Annotated in this window: 14 protein-coding genes and 1 other annotated feature; of the genes, 9 read left to right on the top strand and 5 right to left on the bottom strand. The window is 39.9% G+C overall.

What is annotated here, in order from left to right; all coding sequences use genetic code 11:
* Positions 1 to 169 precede the first annotated feature (169 nt).
* From greA to AC6UDA_RS01330, 8 genes are all read left to right on the top strand, one after another.
* Positions 170 to 658 carry a transcription elongation factor GreA gene (greA, locus tag AC6UDA_RS01365; protein ID WP_500710607.1) on the top strand — a complete coding sequence of 163 codons (489 nt, stop codon included), beginning with the start codon at positions 170 to 172 and terminating at the stop codon, positions 656 to 658.
* 162 nt (positions 659 to 820) lie between these two features.
* Positions 821 to 2,962, top strand: a complete 2,142-nt coding sequence (locus tag AC6UDA_RS01360) for an ATP-dependent Clp protease ATP-binding subunit (RefSeq protein ID WP_500710605.1) — start codon at positions 821 to 823, stop codon at positions 2,960 to 2,962.
* 157 nt (positions 2,963 to 3,119) lie between these two features.
* The gene (locus tag AC6UDA_RS01355; protein WP_500710603.1) at positions 3,120 to 5,036 is read left to right on the top strand and encodes an acyltransferase family protein; all 1,917 of its coding nucleotides are present in this window, start codon (positions 3,120 to 3,122) and stop codon (positions 5,034 to 5,036) included.
* 134 nt (positions 5,037 to 5,170) lie between these two features.
* A complete protein-coding gene (locus tag AC6UDA_RS01350) occupies positions 5,171 to 5,830 on the top strand; it encodes a TVP38/TMEM64 family protein (RefSeq protein ID WP_500696383.1) in 660 nt (219 codons plus the stop codon).
* An 80-nt stretch (positions 5,831 to 5,910) separates the two neighbouring features.
* A complete protein-coding gene (locus AC6UDA_RS01345) occupies positions 5,911 to 6,999 on the top strand; it encodes a baeRF3 domain-containing protein (RefSeq protein ID WP_500698945.1) in 1,089 nt (362 codons plus the stop codon).
* Between the two features lie 87 nt (positions 7,000 to 7,086).
* A complete protein-coding gene (locus tag AC6UDA_RS01340) occupies positions 7,087 to 7,755 on the top strand; it encodes a type II toxin-antitoxin system death-on-curing family toxin (protein ID WP_500710601.1) in 669 nt (222 codons plus the stop codon).
* 68 nt (positions 7,756 to 7,823) lie between these two features.
* Entirely contained in the window at positions 7,824 to 7,970 is a 147-nt protein-coding gene (locus AC6UDA_RS01335) for a hypothetical protein (protein ID WP_500695421.1), read from the top strand.
* Positions 7,971 to 8,373: 403 nt separating this feature from the next.
* Complete coding sequence (locus AC6UDA_RS01330) at positions 8,374 to 8,739, top strand: hypothetical protein (protein ID WP_500710599.1); 366 nt, start codon at positions 8,374 to 8,376, stop codon at positions 8,737 to 8,739.
* 45 nt (positions 8,740 to 8,784) lie between these two features.
* Here AC6UDA_RS01330 and AC6UDA_RS01325 read toward each other — a convergent pair whose 3' ends face one another.
* The 5 genes from AC6UDA_RS01325 to AC6UDA_RS01305 form a co-directional block, all read right to left on the bottom strand.
* Positions 8,785 to 9,933: an ArgE/DapE family deacylase gene (locus AC6UDA_RS01325; protein WP_500710597.1), complete on the bottom strand. Its 1,149-nt coding sequence runs from the start codon at positions 9,931 to 9,933 to the stop codon at positions 8,785 to 8,787.
* Between the two features lie 31 nt (positions 9,934 to 9,964).
* Positions 9,965 to 10,669, bottom strand: a complete 705-nt coding sequence (locus AC6UDA_RS01320; protein ID WP_500695429.1) for a methionine ABC transporter permease — start codon at positions 10,667 to 10,669, stop codon at positions 9,965 to 9,967.
* Entirely contained in the window at positions 10,669 to 11,724 is a 1,056-nt protein-coding gene (locus AC6UDA_RS01315) for a methionine ABC transporter ATP-binding protein (protein ID WP_500695430.1), read from the bottom strand. Before AC6UDA_RS01315 ends, AC6UDA_RS01320 begins: the two co-directional genes overlap by 1 nt.
* A gap of 9 nt (positions 11,725 to 11,733) precedes the next feature.
* Complete coding sequence (locus AC6UDA_RS01310; protein WP_500710595.1) at positions 11,734 to 12,573, bottom strand: MetQ/NlpA family ABC transporter substrate-binding protein; 840 nt, start codon at positions 12,571 to 12,573, stop codon at positions 11,734 to 11,736.
* Positions 12,574 to 12,647: 74 nt separating this feature from the next.
* Positions 12,648 to 12,904, bottom strand: a binding site (T-box leader).
* Positions 12,905 to 12,961: 57 nt separating this feature from the next.
* Entirely contained in the window at positions 12,962 to 14,311 is a 1,350-nt protein-coding gene (locus AC6UDA_RS01305) for a C1 family peptidase (protein ID WP_500693319.1), read from the bottom strand.
* 366 nt (positions 14,312 to 14,677) lie between these two features.
* Between AC6UDA_RS01305 and AC6UDA_RS01300 the strand changes: the two genes are divergently transcribed.
* Positions 14,678 to 16,318, top strand: a complete 1,641-nt coding sequence (locus tag AC6UDA_RS01300; RefSeq protein WP_500710867.1) for a peptide ABC transporter substrate-binding protein — start codon at positions 14,678 to 14,680, stop codon at positions 16,316 to 16,318.
* Positions 16,319 to 16,329: the final 11 nt, after the last annotated feature.

Here is a 16,329-nt window from a genome sequence, read left to right as displayed (position 1 = left end):
ATTTCTCCTTAGAATAAAATCGATTTTGAATTAATCATAGTGTAATAATATCATAAGCTGCTAACGATGAAAACTTTATAAGGCAATAAGTTACCTTTTGTTACCATTATTTAAACTACATTATGTTAAAATTTGGGCGAAAAAAGGAAAAAGACTGAGGTGAACTAAGTTGGCGACATACTTTAATAAAATGACACGCAACGGCTACAAACAGATTCAAAATGAAATCAAAAAGCTGCAAAAAAATCGTCCGGGAAAAATCCAAGCCTTACACGATGCCGCTGCTCTGGGTGACCGTTCTGAAAACGCGGAATACAGTACCTCTAAAAGAGAACTCCATCGACTAGAAAGTCGCTTGCGTTATTTTAGAAAACAGGAACAATATGCTGAGATTGTTAGAAAGCCTGATAATGACCGAATCGGCATTGGTAGCGAGGTTAAAGTGCAATTTTTAGAAGACGGTGATTTAGATTCCTTCCTTATTGTGGGGAAACAAGAAGCTGAATTCTCTAAATTAAATGAAAACAAAATTTTTTACGATTCTCCACTTGGAAAATCATTACTAGGTCATCATCTTAATGAAACAATTTCAGTAAAAGCCCCCGAAGTAAACTATAAATTAAAAATCTTGCAAATCGGCACCAGTCAAGGGAAATAGTTTGACCAACGTTGACCAAACCCGGTAGATATGAGCTAATTACTATGCATTCGATTCAAAACTGGTATAATTAGAATTGGAACTTGAGATATGTTCCTATTGTTTATCTTATGTAGTTATAAACTCACCAAGTGGTGAAAATAGGAAAGAGGGAAATTGCACATGGCAGACAATTTTGGAAATGATCCATTCGGAAACGGAATGGACGATTTATTTAATAGTCTAATGAATGGAGGAATGGGTCAAAACCCTAATGCTCGTTACGTTGTTAACGGTCACGAACTTACTCCTGAAGAAGTTGAAGCAATGAGAAAATCAGGTCAAATTCCTGGTCGTCGTGGTAGAAACGGCGGAGGCAACAACGCCAAGCAACAAAAGAAAGCTGAAAGTTACTTGGATAAAGTTGGTCGAAACCTAACTGATGAAGCTAAACAAGGTTTACTTGACCCAGTTATTGGACGTGACAAAGAAATCCAAGAAACCGCTGAAATTTTGAGTCGTCGTATCAAAAACAACCCAATTTTAGTTGGTGACGCTGGTGTTGGTAAGACTGCCATCGTTGAAGGTTTAGCTCAAAAGATCGTTAAGGGTGATGTCCCTGGCGCAATAAAAGACAAGCAAATCATTTCAATCGATTTATCTTCTCTTGAAGCCGGTACTCAATACCGTGGTTCATACGAAGAAAATATTCAAAAATTAATCAAAGAAGTTGAAGAACGTAAAAACGTTATCCTATTCTTTGATGAAATTCATCAAATCGTCGGTGCCGGTGCTTCTGGTGACGAATCTGGAAGCAAAGGGTTAGCTGACATGATCAAACCAGCTTTGAGCCGTGGTGAAATCTCAGTTATTGGTGCCACTACTCAAGACGAATACAGAAACACCATTATGAAAGACTCTGCACTTGCACGTCGTTTCAATGACGTTACTGTTGACGCTCCAAGTAAAACTACTACCCTTGAAATCTTGAAGGGCATCAAGAAAGCTTACGAAGACCATCACCAAGTTACCTTACCTGACGATGTTTTAAAAGCTGCCGTTGACTACTCAGTTCAATACATCCCTCAACGTTCATTACCTGACAAGGCCATTGACTTGATCGATATGACCGCTGCTCACTTAGCCGCAAAGCACCCTGTTACTGACAAGGTTACCCTTGAAAGTGAATTAAAGGACGCTAAGAAGGAAAAAGAAGACGCAGCTAAAGCTGAAAAGTACGAAGATGCAGCTAAAGCAAAGACTAAGATCGAAGATATCGAAAAGAAACTTAAGAGTGACGACACTAACACTGACCGTCCTGTTGCAAAGGTATCAGACATTGCTGACTCAGTTGAAAGATTAACTGGTATTCCAGTTTCACAAATGAGTGCTAACGACCTTGAAAGATTGAAAGGCATGGATACTCGTCTTAAAGGCCGTGTCATTGGCCAAGACCAAGCTGTTGACCTAGTTGTTAACGCTATTCGAAGAAACCGTGCCGGTTTTGACGAAGGGAACCGTCCAATTGGTTCATTCTTATTCGTTGGACCTACTGGTGTTGGTAAAACTGAATTAGTTAAGCAATTGGCTAAAGACATGTTCAACGATGAAAACTCAATCATCAGACTTGATATGTCAGAATACCAAGATGTAACTGCTGTATCCAAGATGATTGGTACTTCAGCTGGTTACGTTGGTTACGGTGACAATGGTAATACCCTTACTGAACAAGTAAGAAGAAACCCATACTCAATCGTATTGCTTGATGAAATTGAAAAGGCTAACCCACAAGTAATTACCCTATTACTTCAAGTTATGGACGATGGTCGTTTGACTGATGGTCAAGGTAACGTAGTTGACTTTAAGAACACTGTTATCATTGCTACTTCAAATGCCGGATTCGGAAACGATTCGATGAGCAAGAACAACAAGAAGGACATGTCAATTATGGACCGTTTGGCTCCATACTTCAGACCTGAATTCTTGAACCGATTCAATGCCATTGTTGAATTCTCACACCTGACTAAGGAAGACTTAAGCAAGATTGTTGACCTAATGATCGGTAACTTAAACGACACCTTAGCTCAAAAAGACATGGAACTTTACGTAACTCCAGATGCTAAGAAATGGTTGATGGACCAAGGTTACGACGAAGCCATGGGTGCTCGTCCATTACGTCGAGTAATCGAACAACAATTAAGAGATAAGATTGCGATGTACTACTTGGATCACCAAGATGTTAAACATCTTAAGGCTGACCTCAGAAAAGACACCATCGAAATCACTAAGAACACTGACAAGACTAAACTTGCTAGTGGTGACTAATTAAGTTAGTTATATTTTTAAAAACATCTACCAATTCTGGTAGATGTTTTTTTGTGCCCAAAATCTTTTTCTTAAGATTTGCTGAAACCCGTATACAGTGCGGTCTTTGCGTGCTAGACTTGCTGTTATACAAACTAATAATTAGGGATCCAATAATATGAATAATAAAACTACAAAACGTCGGTTTATTACCGGCTTCACCGGCTTACGGGCACTTGCCGTTATCTGTGTCATCTTATATCACCTGTCACCTAGCGTATTTACCGGAGGATACCTAGGGGTTCCGGTGTTTTTGACGTTGTCAGGATATTTGGTTACCGATCATCTGATTACCGAGTACCATGAAACGAACCATTTCCGCTACGGCTACTTTTGGTCAAAACGATTAAAGCGGCTGTATCCCACCCTCATTACGATGTTATTTGCGACCGCTGCATACATAACATTGTTTCAACGTAATCTACTAGCGAATCTATGGCAGAGCGTCGTATCTAACTTAGCTTACGTATATAACTGGTGGGAAATCATGAATGGTCAATCGTACTTTCAGAACTTTGCTGGAAGTGCTTCCCCATTTACCCACCTTTGGACCCTTGCAATTGAAGGTCAATTTTACCTAATTTGGCCACTAATTGCCTACTTCTTACTTAAAAAATTCCACGGAAACAAACACCCCATTTTTTACACTGCCATTTTATTATCAGTTCTTTCAGTCCTTTTAATGGCCGTTCTGTATCATCCCGGTAGTGATCCTAGTCGAGTTTACTACGGGACTGACACCCGAATGTTCTCAATTCTTTTTGGCGCTGCCCTCGCCGTCTTCTGGCCGAGTACCCAGAAACGCGATAATGACAACCAAAAGTCATTTCTACTGGACGTCTTTGGTCTAATCGGAATGGTAGGAATGGGCTGGATCATCGTTACCACTGGTTCACAGTCACCATTTTTGTATCGTGGTGGCATGGCACTGTTCTCGATCTTTACCATAATGGCCATGATGGCGGTTGTTCATCCTAATAGTCACTGGAACCGCATCCTAACCAACAAGTTATTTGATTGGATTGGTTCTAGAAGTTATGAAATCTATGTTTATCAGTTCCCTGTTTTTGTTTTCTTTGCCGACAAATTTAAAGATGTAGCTGATCATCAATGGTTGTACGCTCTTATCGAAATTGCGATTATCATCATTATCTCAGAATTATCGTACCGCTTCATTGAGGTTCCGCTCGCTAAATACGATTACCATCGGGTCCCTGAGTTTTTCAAGACTCTCTTCAACGTTTACAAGATGAGTCTTAACCAGATTAAAGATTGGCTGACCTCGTGCTTTAAACATCACATGGTCCTAAAAGTCCTAGCAATTATTGTATTAACCATTGGCACGGTTGGTATCTTACAATCAACCACGGTTAATCCAAAGGCCGCCAATCACACGCAACTGGCCAACCGAATTCAAAAGAACTCTAAGGCGCAAGATAAGCACAACGAAAAACTAGCCAAAGAAATCAAATCCGGTAAAAAATCAAAGAACACGAAAGTCAATAAGAAGCTGGAAAAAGACGGACTAACCAAGCAACAACTCCAAGAAGCTCAGAACCTCTCTGGAAGTGCAATTGGTGACTCGGTCATGCTGTCTGGACGCGATAATCTGCAAAAGATCTTTCCAAAACTATACATTGACGCTGCCACCTCGCGTCACCCTCAAGATGGAGTTGCCATCATGAAGAGTATGCAACAACAAGGTTTGCTGGGTAAAAACGTCATTATCGGCCTTGGAACTAACGGGGCTATCAGTGACGAGACGCTGAAGCAATACATGGAAATTGCGGGAAAGAACCGGCACGTCTTCTGGATTAACACCTACGTTCCAACTCAACCATGGCAGAATCAAGTTAACTCGTTTCTAAATAAGGCTCAAAAGAAGTATAAGAACTTGTATGTGATCGACTGGTATAATTATGCTAAGTCACATCCACAGTACCTCTATCAAGACCAGACGCACCCTAACGTGCAAGGAACGCCGAAGTACGCTTCCTTCATTGCCCAAAACGTTTTGAAACACGCCGAAAAATAATCAATAAACCAACCCCTAAACGGTTGGCTTATTTTTTTTCGAAAGAATAGACGTGGCTAAGATTTTCTTATAAGATATAGCTATAACATTTGGAGGAGTCTTTTATCATCGTAGAATTCATTAAAGAACATCGCATGGACATTTTAAAATACCTTGGCATTGTCATCGCCGTCCTCTTCTTTTACATCCTATTCATGGATTATTGGCCAGAGATTAAAATGATGTTCAATCCAGCTACCCGCGGCACGGCGATTCAAGAAATCCGTGACCACGGTCTAATTGATGCTGTCTTATTGATCTTCTTGTTGTACATCTTGACCATGATTCCAGGGGCACCAGTCGCAGTTGTCGGCGTTATCACTGGGATTTGTTTTGGAAAATGGCTTGGCATTATCATCAACGTGATTGGACTTTCAGCCGGGAACTTTGGAACGACTAAGATTGTTTCATCATTTAAGGGGATTGCTAGAAAATACGAGAACAATAAGTACGCCAAACATTTTAAACACTTAAAACATCCCCTCCTCGGTCTGATTATCGGATATTCGATCCCATTTATTCCGACGTTTCTAGTCAGTTTTCAGGCCAATCAGGATAAGAAACGGTTTCCAGACAAGAAAGTGAAGATTGCGACGATTCTGGGAAGCATTCCCATCTCAATCATCTACTCGCTTGGTGGTGACACGATTTTGCAGGGGAGTTTCAAGAAACTGATGGTGTTAATCGGTATCATCGTCGTTTTTGCCCTCATTGTGTTCTTTTTAATTAAACGACTGGTAACCGATAAACTCTAATCGAGGTACCCGTTTCCAATTGTTTTTAAAAATGGTAATATAGTAGAGTATAGTAACAATTTATTAATGGAGGTTTTACCATGGCTAAGCATGACAAAAAAGATCAAATTAAAAACTTGCTTGACTTGGAATCCGATAACGGTCCAGTTTTAACAATCACTGTACCCTTGGATCCTAAGGAAGACAATACTCGTAGAGACAACACCCAAATCAACAGTTTGGTTGACACTGCTAAAAAAGCATTTCAAAAACAATACAAACCAGAACTTTGGAACGCCTATGATTTTCAAATTAAGAACTACCTAAAGACTTTACAACCTAAGGCAACCATTGCTAAGGGGATCATCATGTACGTAACTAACGATTCCATCGAAGTTGCTCAATTGAACTACGCTCCACAAACAGCATTCTCATTCTCAGACAAATTGCAAATCTTACCAATCGTAAGACAATACCAATTCGTTCCTGACTTTGACATGTTGTTCTTACAACGTGACGACTTCAAAGTATTTCACGTTAACGACTTGAGCGTTGTTGATGATGACACCGATACCCCAGATCCATTTGACTCAGACAAGACTGAGACTGAGACCCAAGATGATCCTAGAAAGAACGGAGCTAAGTGGGACACTCACGAATACTACGAATTGGTTGACAAATATGTTCAAAAGCATGTTTCAAACAAGGACCACAATCCATTAGTAGTTGTTGCAAACGCTGAAGACGAAGGCCGTTTCAACCGTGCTACTCACAACCCATACGTAGTTGAAGACAAGCACGTTGAAATGGATGCTGCCGTTAAAAACGCTGGCGAAAACGTTCAAGAAGTTGCTCAAACCATCCATGATAACTTCGTTTCAGATGGTGAGAAATCAATGAAAGACGTCTATGACAAAGCCGACGGTGCTAAGAAAACCACTGATGACTACGATGAAATCTTGAAGGCTGCCATTGACGACCGAATTGCTAACTTAATCATCCAACAAGATGCTTACGTTCAAAGCAAGGACAACGGTGAGGACGTTGAAGTTAACGCCGAAGGTTCACGTCCATCTAATGAATTAAACTCATTAGCATTGACAGTTCTTGGCCTTGATGGTGATGTTACTGTATTGCCTGCTGACGATATGCCAACTGACAAGAAAGTTGCAGCTATTTTAAGATGGTAATTTTAAAAAAGAGCTTGGTAACCAAGCTCTTTTTTTATGCGCAAATTTAATATATTTTTAGCGTATGTATATTAAGGGAATTTAAATATGTCAATAGATGAGCAGCTAAACAGGGAATTACCTCAAGTTTTAATAATCACAAACTATCAAAACAGTAAAACAGAACAGATTAATGAGTATAAAAAATTACTCAAAAAAACACTTAATATAAAAGAAATAACAAAAATTAATCTCCATTTTTACAAATCAATAACCAATGAAAAAAACGCACTTAAATTATCAGTTTTTAACGTCCATAATCATTTAACTGACAGATTAGTCTTAACTTTGCCACAATTTAATTTATGTGTACCTGAAATGAAAAATATCAATAAACAAGCCGAAATCCTAATTAAAGAAAAAACTATCTACGGTTTAAAGGATCAGGCAGGTTTAGAACGAATTTTGGGCCAAATTAACCAATATTTATTTAACAAAGACCTTCATCCTACCATTATTGATAAGGCAACTTATATTTGGTATTCCATAGCAAGCTACCAATTCTTTACGAATGGTAACAAAAGAACAGCCATGTTAGCTGCTCTCACCTTTCTTAGTAATAATTATTATACATTTGATATATATGATGACATGACTCTCTATAAAATTTCCGTTGCAATTGCTCAAAAAAGTATGTCACAAGCTGAATTAAAAGAATATGTTACCTCCCATTGTTATTTAGACTTAGATTTAATGCAATCTACATTTGGCGTTTGACAAAACTAAATTTATAAAATAGCATGTATTGAAAGCATAGATAGTGGTTTAAGAAAGGAGAAATTAATATGAATATAACCGATAAAGAGCTGAACCAATTATTCGATAAATTAATGGATCCCAAAAACCGTAAAAGAATTAATGAAGAAGCTAATAAGAAAGTAACAGATAACCCTAAGGTAATAAAAGCACTCAAGATGCTTTCTAAGATATAAAGTTCAATATAAAAGTTAGATATTTATCCAAATTTATAACTTTAAAGATTCATACCAATATTCAATCGGCGTGAGTCTTTTTTTATTCGAAATTCGTTTGGTATTAATATATTCCTGAACCATTAATTTAACATAGTTAAAAACAATAATTTAGTTCGATTCAAACGCTCTCGTTTTAAGAAATTAAAATAACTTTCTGTGGGGAACATTATCTGAAGTGCCCCATAATTGTTAGACATAATCTAATAATTATGAGTATTCATCTCGTATAAGGTTTCTTTTACTAGCACTCTTCAATATTAAGTGCTAAACTAAGCATACTAAATAGTTATCGCTTTCATTATTTTATACGTAAAATAATTGAAACTAATAATACTTTTATCTTTTATAAGGAGAATACAATATGTTTGATAAAGAAGAACTTAAAGGTACATTAATGAATGGACCAACCGTAGGTGCTCAATCGTATAGTGATTTAAAGGAAAAAGATGAACCAAACATCAAATGGGCCAATTGGGGTAATAACATCCATGTATGTTATTCTCATAGTCTTTCCAGAACACAAATGGAAAATAAGATAATTAGTGATAATGGATGGGAAAAACAAGTTGATCCAAAAAAGTTAAACAAATTTTCACTTATGGAAGTAAATGTTGATAAAGGAAAATCCACTGAGTTTAATGTTATCATTCTTATTGATGGTGATATTACACTTAGTGACACAGTACTTATAGATAACATAATTATAAAACAGATACAATCAATTTAAGCCACACAAAAAGGCCTTGAACTCCACAGTTCAAGGCCTTTATTTTTACTTCTTTGCAAAGAAATCGTTCGCAATATCCTGATAAGCATTAATCGTATCGAGATAACTCGAAAGTGTCGTATACTCGTTAATTTGATGTGAAGTGTTGTTCTTATCGGGGCCTAACAAGATGACTGCCATCTTCTCGTTTTCCTGAACGTAAACACTCGCATCAGTCGCACCGTTATTGACAATCAACTCGGGCTTGCGATTCTGATAATCCTTTTTGGTAACCTCATAAGCATCCTGGACGAACTGATTGTCCTTATCGGTTTCAATTGGATAAAAGTTGTGAACCAACTTAAATTCGAGGTGATATGGGGTCTCGTCGTTCACTTTATCAACGATTGTTTGAATCAATTCAATCACGTTGTCGTTATTAAATGAAGGGGTCGGTCGGACATTTCCAAGCAAACTAGCCGAACCAGGAATGATATTAACCTGTTCCCCACCGTTAATGACGGTGATACTGTGTTGGACTTTGCCAAGCACTGGATCAACTGGTAAATCGTTGAAGAAATCCGGCTCAGCTTGAATGTATTTAACCAAACCAGTAATGGCGTTCAACCCCAAATCAGGAGTCGAACTGTGCGCTGGTTTTCCAGTACTAGTAATCTGATAGTTCAGACTTCCAGAATGGGCATAGGTGACATCCCCATCGGAAGGTTCACCAACAATCATAGCGTCCACATCATCAATATACTTTGGTTCAATCTTATAAGCACCAGGAGCACCGAATTCTTCTCCTGAAGTCGCAATCAAACGAATCTTTCCATCAGGAACCTCGCCCTTATCAGCTAACTCACAGAGCGCAATCACCTCGGCCGCTAGCCCACTCTTCATGTCAGCGGCACCACGACCGTAGATCTTGTCACCCACGATTTCACCCTTAAACGGATCATGCTTCCAATTTTCCGGATGAGCAACCGCCACCGTGTCTTGGTGTCCCTCTAAAGCCAGTACTTTCCCAGATTCACCAGTTCCAAGTTCAGCAATCAAGTTGGAGCGGCCGTCGCCAAACGGAAAAATCTTACTGTCAATGCCGTGCTTTTTCAGCAGCTTCGACAAGTACTCTGAGATCTCAATTTCATTACCGTTGACGGACTTAATCTGAATTAAATCCTGTAGAATTTTGATTTTCTCTGCTTTTTCCATTCTTAAACACCCTTCTTTAAATTCTTATTTATTAACCGCGATCGGCGTGGTTAGCGAACTTGGCCCAGACATCACCAACAACTTGAATAATCAGAACCATGATGACAACTAGGATTGTTGCGACCAAGGTCGTGTCGTTTGCGAAACGGTTGTACCCGTATGAGATGGCCATGTTACCAAGGCCACCAGCACCAATGGCACCGGCCATTGCGGTTAAACCAACTAAACTAATCAAAGTTACGGTTGATACTCGAATCAACTCTGAACGCGCTTCACTAAGGTACACCCCGAAGATTAAGTCCCAGTTCGTGGCCCCTAGTGATTCCGCTGATTCAATGATGCCATGATCGACACTCTCCAAGGCGACTTGGACCTGCCGCGCATAAAACGGAAAGACTCCGACCGATAGAGGTACTAAAGCGGCCGTCGTCCCGATTTGGGTTCCAACGATCTTTTGCGTCACTGGCGCAATGAAGGCCAGCAAGATGATAAATGGAACGGCACGGAACAGTGATACGACTTTGTCGATGATCCAGAACAGTGGATGACATGGCATAATCCCGTTATCCGCAAAAATCACTAAGCAAACTCCAAAGATGATTCCTGCAATCCCACCAAAGATTGCGGACCAAAACGTCATGTAAATTGTCTGATTAACAGCTGTGATCCAGCCTTCTTCACCATTTAATCCCTGTGAAACCACGTTGGGAAAATGAGTTGCAAACCAAGCTCCCATTATTCTGCCTCCTTCAATTCAGTGACCTTGATGTCTTGACCATTAAGGTACTTAACCGCTGCTTCTTGATCCTCTTGACTTCCAAGTAAATCAACAATCAACGTTCCAACGACCTGCTCACCCAATTTTTCAATATTACTGTAGATGATACTTGCCGAAATATGGAACTTCTCGTACAGGCTAACGATGATTGGATCGCTAATGTCATCTGATAGATACGTCAACTGAACTAGATTTCGCTTATTAACGTCAATGTTCATCGACTTCAAGATTTCAAGTGCGTTAAAACTGTTTCCAACAATCTTTCTGGTAGTTGGATTCTTCGAATCAACGAAGATATCAAGTAGATTGCCAACGTCAACAACTTTTCCTTGACTCATGATGGCAACTTCCTGACAAATCCGTTTGATGGCTTCCATTTCATGAGTGATCAAGATAATCGTTAAGCCATATTTCTCGTTCAATTCTTTCAGTAAATCCAAGATTTGATCGGTATTTTTAGGGTCAAGTGCGGAAGTAGCTTCGTCAGAAATCAAAATCTTAGGGTCGTTAGCGAGCGCTCTAGCAATCGCTACTCGTTGCTGTTGACCACCAGAGAGTTGGGATGGATAGGCTTTTAGATAATCACCCAAACCAACAATGTCGAGCATCTTCTTGGCTTTGGCCTCACGTTCTTTTTCCTTTAAACCACTGTGCTTCAATCCGAACTCAACGTTGCGTTGGACGTTTTGTTCTTCTAGCAGATTAAAATGCTGAAAAATCATTCCAATTTGACGCCGTTCATCACGCAACTCTTTCGTATTAATTGAAGAAACTTGGTCGCCTTCTTTTTTATAGAAGGTTTTCCCAAACACATCGACTTCCCCGTCGGTTGGTTTTTGTAGCAGGTTAATGGTTCGAACTAACGTCGATTTACCGGCACCGGAGTAGCCAGCAATTCCGAAGATTTCACCTTTGGGAATTTTCAACGATACGTCTGAAACGGCGTGAATCACATTCTTTTTTTGTTTGAACGTAACTGAGACGTCCTTGAATTGAACAATATTATTACTCATTAGTTCCTCCTAAAATTTACGATTCCAAGCAGGAATTTCGGTGTTTCCATAATACTTCTTGACCAGTTGCTCGGTCTTCTTGGTCTGGAATGATTTTACAACGTCTTTGTAGTTCTTGTTATTCTTCTGGTCCTTGTTAGCAGCAATCAAATTGATCCACTGTTTCGAATCATTGTTGAGTGGTTCGGTAAAGATCGTTTCCTTATCACCTAAGTGAGCGGGAACAGCGTAGGTGTTATTAATAACAGCACCGTCCACACTGTTTAGTACTCGTGGGGTTTGTGATGCGTCCACTTCCTTAAAATTCAAGTGCTTGGGATTACTCTGAATGGCGTTTAATCCTAAAAAGCCCTTCTGGTTTTTCAAAGTGATAAGTCCCGCGTTCTTAAGGAGGTAAAGCGAACGACTCTCATTGGAAGTATCGTTTGGAACGGCAATCGTCCCACCATCCGGAATATCCTTAACGTTCTTGTACTTCTTTGAATAAAGTCTGATAGGAGCGATGTAAGTGTTACCAACGGAAACAATGTCAGAATGATTTTGCTTATTCCAGTTGTCTAAGAAGGCATAATGTTGAAATGAGTTCAAATCAATCTCGTGTTGAGTCAAAGCCTTGTTCGGTTGTGTGTAATCAGTGAAGTGAGTGAACTTAACGTTAACCCCATACTTCTTCTTGGCAGTCTCAGCGACTGACTTCCAAATCTCATCGTCTGATTTAGAGCCGCTCATTAGACCGACGTTAACGGTCTTTTTACTTTCAGCCGAGTGATGTGCAAAACTAAACCAACCTAACCCAACGATCACAACCACAATGATAATTCCAATAATCCACTTAGTACTTCTCCTCATGATGTCCACTTCCTAATTTTTATTTGATTGCTTAATTCATTAAATTAAATAAAAAAAGCATCCGCCCTTTAATTAAAAAGGACGAATGCTTTCGTGTTACCACCTTAGTTTACAGTTACCCTTTCAAGTAACTGCCTCAAAGACTGCTCTAGTCGACGTCTGAACTAGAAGAGCCTTGCGATGATATCGGTAGCAATCCCGTCGCTGGTTTGAAAATCTCGCCAACAAATGATTAAAAGTCCATATTCCCCGAATTCATCTCATCCCTTCACACCGACCAGAGACTCTCTTAGAAAATTCAACGGGTACTCAGCTTTTCCATCTCGTTTATTTAATTTGTTGTAAGTATACTAATCCGTCGACCAATATCTGTCAACAAAAATTTTAATTATTTTTTAAAACTAGCTAGTGAACCCATTGGGTCCCAAGGTTCTAGCATCTTAGGAGCTTGCTTTTGTTCCTCAAGTTGCTTGTCTGACATGTACTTCTTGTTGATAACGGTCTGGTAAACAAATTCGTTGAACCAGTCGTCACTCATGACAAAGTAACCTTTTTCACCGACTTTTTCACCCCAGCTGTTTTCAACCTTCCACTTGGTTGGTTGATCATCGACTAGGTCAACGCCGGTAATCACCATGGCGTGGGTCATCATGCTTTCCTTGTAGTCAAGTCTTGCACCCTTACTCATTTTCAGGTCAGTGCTGAACAAAGCATCCTTGTGGTACAAGTGCGTATCCATGATGCCCTTTTTACGGTCAGAATCTTGGACAACGTCACAGCCGAACCAAACCGCTTCACCGTTTTTTAATTGCTTAATAGCTAAGTCTTTCAATTCATCAATCTTCAGGTTTAAATGCTTAACCTGTCTGCCACCAACCACGTTCCCTAACATTTCAATCGTGTAGGTCTGATCAAAGGGCTTGTCACCAGTTGGTGAGTTAATCAAAGAAACGTAGTCTTCCAGGTTGATGTTGACGTACTTATCAAAGAATTCTTTCGGAGTCAGATCTTTGTCAATGTGGTACTTGTTGTCAGTATCACGGTATTCAAAATCAAAGCGCTTCGTTGGGCGACCCAGCGAGTATGCCAAAATGCGGTAAACATCGTTTAGCATCTCACTCTTAGTTGATTCAAGCTTTTCTTCGGTCGCACCGTCCTTCACCATTTTACGCAATTCTTCCGCATCCCGACGTAATTTCAGGTTTAAAGTCTGATTCAATTCATCAGAGCGATTACTATTGTAAGTTTCAACCATGGTTGAACTTGGAACAACTCCGTACTTTTCAATGATGGCGCACAACATGTCCCATTGGCCCCCGTCTTGTTGTGGGGTTTCCATTAAGAAGTCGATCTTGCGTGAACCTAAGGGTTGATCAGCGGTTTTAATCACGTTTTCTAAGAAGTAGTTTGATTTTTCAAACTTATCCCAGAAGTTAACGTAGTTTTGTGATAATTCAAATTTTGGTGAAACCTTGTAGTTTTCGGCAATCTTAAAACGCATGGTGTTAAGTGCTGAAAACATCCAGCACCTTCCACTTTGCTTCTGATCAGCAACGTGTTGTTCGGGAACTTCGACTGAGAAAACTCGTTTCATTTTTTCATCAGCCTTGTAATCAGCAGCACTGTTGTTAATCCCATTATGAGAAACGGCCCGTTCTAAGACCAGACTGTCGTCTTTGTCTTCATAACTTTTTTCATACCATTCCAGGTCTTGCGGATTAATTGCTTTCTTATCCAAAATGATCACTCCTTAATATTTTTCTTGTCAGTATTGTATCACTTGTCCTCTCGTTTGAGACACTTTTAACTTGACCAATCCTAATCAAACCTCAATTTCAATCGTTAATCAAAAACTTGCATAACTAAACCCCTTCACAAAGGGATTCTCATCCGCTAAAAGTTACATAATCAAAGATATGTATCATTTTCATTATTTAACTCCCCTTACTCATGTCACAAGTTTTGTAACGTCAAGCAAAAACGTTGATATAACGTCACTTGCTTTAAATATTTATTAAGATTCTTAAGAAAAATATAAAAAACGTATTTACTTTTGTGAAACACGCGCGTATATTCGACAAAAAGCAAAACAGCAAACATGGAGGTGTTTCATTTGAACCATAAGAAGATATTTTCAGTAGCATTCATTGGTGCCGCTTTAGCGCTAATGCTTACTGGTTGTTCTTCTGGAAGTAGTAAATCGGGGAGTAAGGACATGGCAGTCAACTCCAGCGATATTATTTCTACGATGGACTCAAGTATGGTAACGGATAGTATTGGAGCGCAAAACCTAAACAACACGATGGAAGGTCTTTATCGCTACAATAACCGCAAGATTGAACCTGGCATTGCGACCAAAGTCGTTACCCCAACCAAAGGTGGGACTCAGTATAATTTCGATCTGAGAAACGCCAAATGGTCAAATGGAGACCCCGTGACCGCGTATGACTTTGTCTACGCATGGAGAAGAATCGTTGATCCAAAGACAGCTTCTCAATACTCCTACATTTTTGAGGGAGTTAAAAACGCTGACAAGATTACCAACGGGAAGGCTTCACCAAAGACCTTAGGCGTTAAGGCCATTGGTCCCCATAAGTTACAAGTTAACCTGTCGCAACCAATTCCCTACTTCAATTCTCTCTTAACTGGTGCGTCATACTTGCCACTCAACCAAAAAGTGGTTGAAAAGGCTGGAAGTCAATATGGATTAAACAGTAAGGACATGGTATTCGATGGACCATTCAAGTTAGATAAATGGCAGGTCGGAAACACCGCCTGGACCGAGAGTAAGAACCACTCGTACTGGAACCAAAAGAACATTAGGCTAAACGCCGTTAAGTACTACGTTGTTAAAGATCCTAACACCGGCTTGAACCTGTACTCTAGTCACGTAATTGACCAGTACAACGGCCTAACCGGTGATTCAGCTAACCAACTGAAAAACGAAAAAGACTTCTCAACGAAACCAACTTCAAGTACTTTCTACATTGAGATGAACGAGAAGAAGGATCCGTTCTTCAAGAACACCAAGATTAGACAGGCCATTGGGCATTCAATCAATCGGCAACTCCTCTCTAACCAAGTGTTAGGTAAGACTGCTACACCGGATTCAAGTGTCGTGCCAGCTAAGATGAGTTGGAATAAACAAACGGGGGTTGATTTCAAAAACGAAAGCCAAAGCAAACAGGATGCAAGTTATAACGACTATAATCCCAAGTTAGCTAAGAAGCTTTGGACTGAGGGTCTAAAAGAGACCGGGAAGAAGAACCTCAACTTAACCTTATTGGGTGACGATACCGATTCATCCCTAAAGCAATCCGAATTCTTGCAAGCTGAACTACAGAAACTACCTGGATTGAAGGTCACCCTTTCAAACGTGCCGTTTAAGAACCGACTTCAACGTTCATCTAGTGGTGACTTCGACATGGTTGTCTCAGCTTGGAACGCCGACTTCCCAGATCCAGTAACCTTCTTGAACCTCTTTGAAACTGGTGGTGCTATGAATGACGGTCACTGGTCCAACAAAGAGTTTGACCAACAGATCAAACAAGCATCTGATAAGAACGCCGGCAACTATCAAGCCCGTTGGCAGAACCTCCTGAACGCTCAGACCATCTTGACTAAGCAAGAGGGAGTCGTTCCACTTTACCAGCAAAACACCGCAGCTCTTACCAGAAGCGACGTTCACAACTACAACCTGTCACCAAACGGGAATTTCAATCTCGCGGCTACCTACAAGAAATAAAGAGAGGTAAA

This window comes from Fructilactobacillus sp. X8R4C1 (genome assembly GCF_059900905.1).
Note: the sequence above shows the minus strand (reverse complement) of the source record. Positions and strands in the feature narration are given on the sequence as shown.

What these genes read in the sequence shown, in the direction of transcription:
- AC6UDA_RS01345 (WP_500698945.1), top strand. Translation starts at nt 5,911, where the DNA reads ATGGCTAAGCATGACAAAAAAGATCAAATTAAAAACTTGCTTGACTTG.
- AC6UDA_RS01310 (WP_500710595.1), bottom strand. Translation starts at nt 12,573, where the DNA reads ATGAGGAGAAGTACTAAGTGGATTATTGGAATTATCATTGTGGTTGTG.
- AC6UDA_RS01340 (WP_500710601.1), top strand. Translation starts at nt 7,087, where the DNA reads ATGTCAATAGATGAGCAGCTAAACAGGGAATTACCTCAAGTTTTAATA.
- AC6UDA_RS01360 (WP_500710605.1), top strand. Translation starts at nt 821, where the DNA reads ATGGCAGACAATTTTGGAAATGATCCATTCGGAAACGGAATGGACGAT.
- AC6UDA_RS01335 (WP_500695421.1), top strand. Translation starts at nt 7,824, where the DNA reads ATGAATATAACCGATAAAGAGCTGAACCAATTATTCGATAAATTAATG.
- AC6UDA_RS01315 (WP_500695430.1), bottom strand. Translation starts at nt 11,724, where the DNA reads ATGAGTAATAATATTGTTCAATTCAAGGACGTCTCAGTTACGTTCAAA.
- AC6UDA_RS01320 (WP_500695429.1), bottom strand. Translation starts at nt 10,669, where the DNA reads ATGGGAGCTTGGTTTGCAACTCATTTTCCCAACGTGGTTTCACAGGGA.
- AC6UDA_RS01330 (WP_500710599.1), top strand. Translation starts at nt 8,374, where the DNA reads ATGTTTGATAAAGAAGAACTTAAAGGTACATTAATGAATGGACCAACC.
- AC6UDA_RS01350 (WP_500696383.1), top strand. Translation starts at nt 5,171, where the DNA reads ATGGACATTTTAAAATACCTTGGCATTGTCATCGCCGTCCTCTTCTTT.
- AC6UDA_RS01355 (WP_500710603.1), top strand. Translation starts at nt 3,120, where the DNA reads ATGAATAATAAAACTACAAAACGTCGGTTTATTACCGGCTTCACCGGC.
- AC6UDA_RS01325 (WP_500710597.1), bottom strand. Translation starts at nt 9,933, where the DNA reads ATGGAAAAAGCAGAGAAAATCAAAATTCTACAGGATTTAATTCAGATT.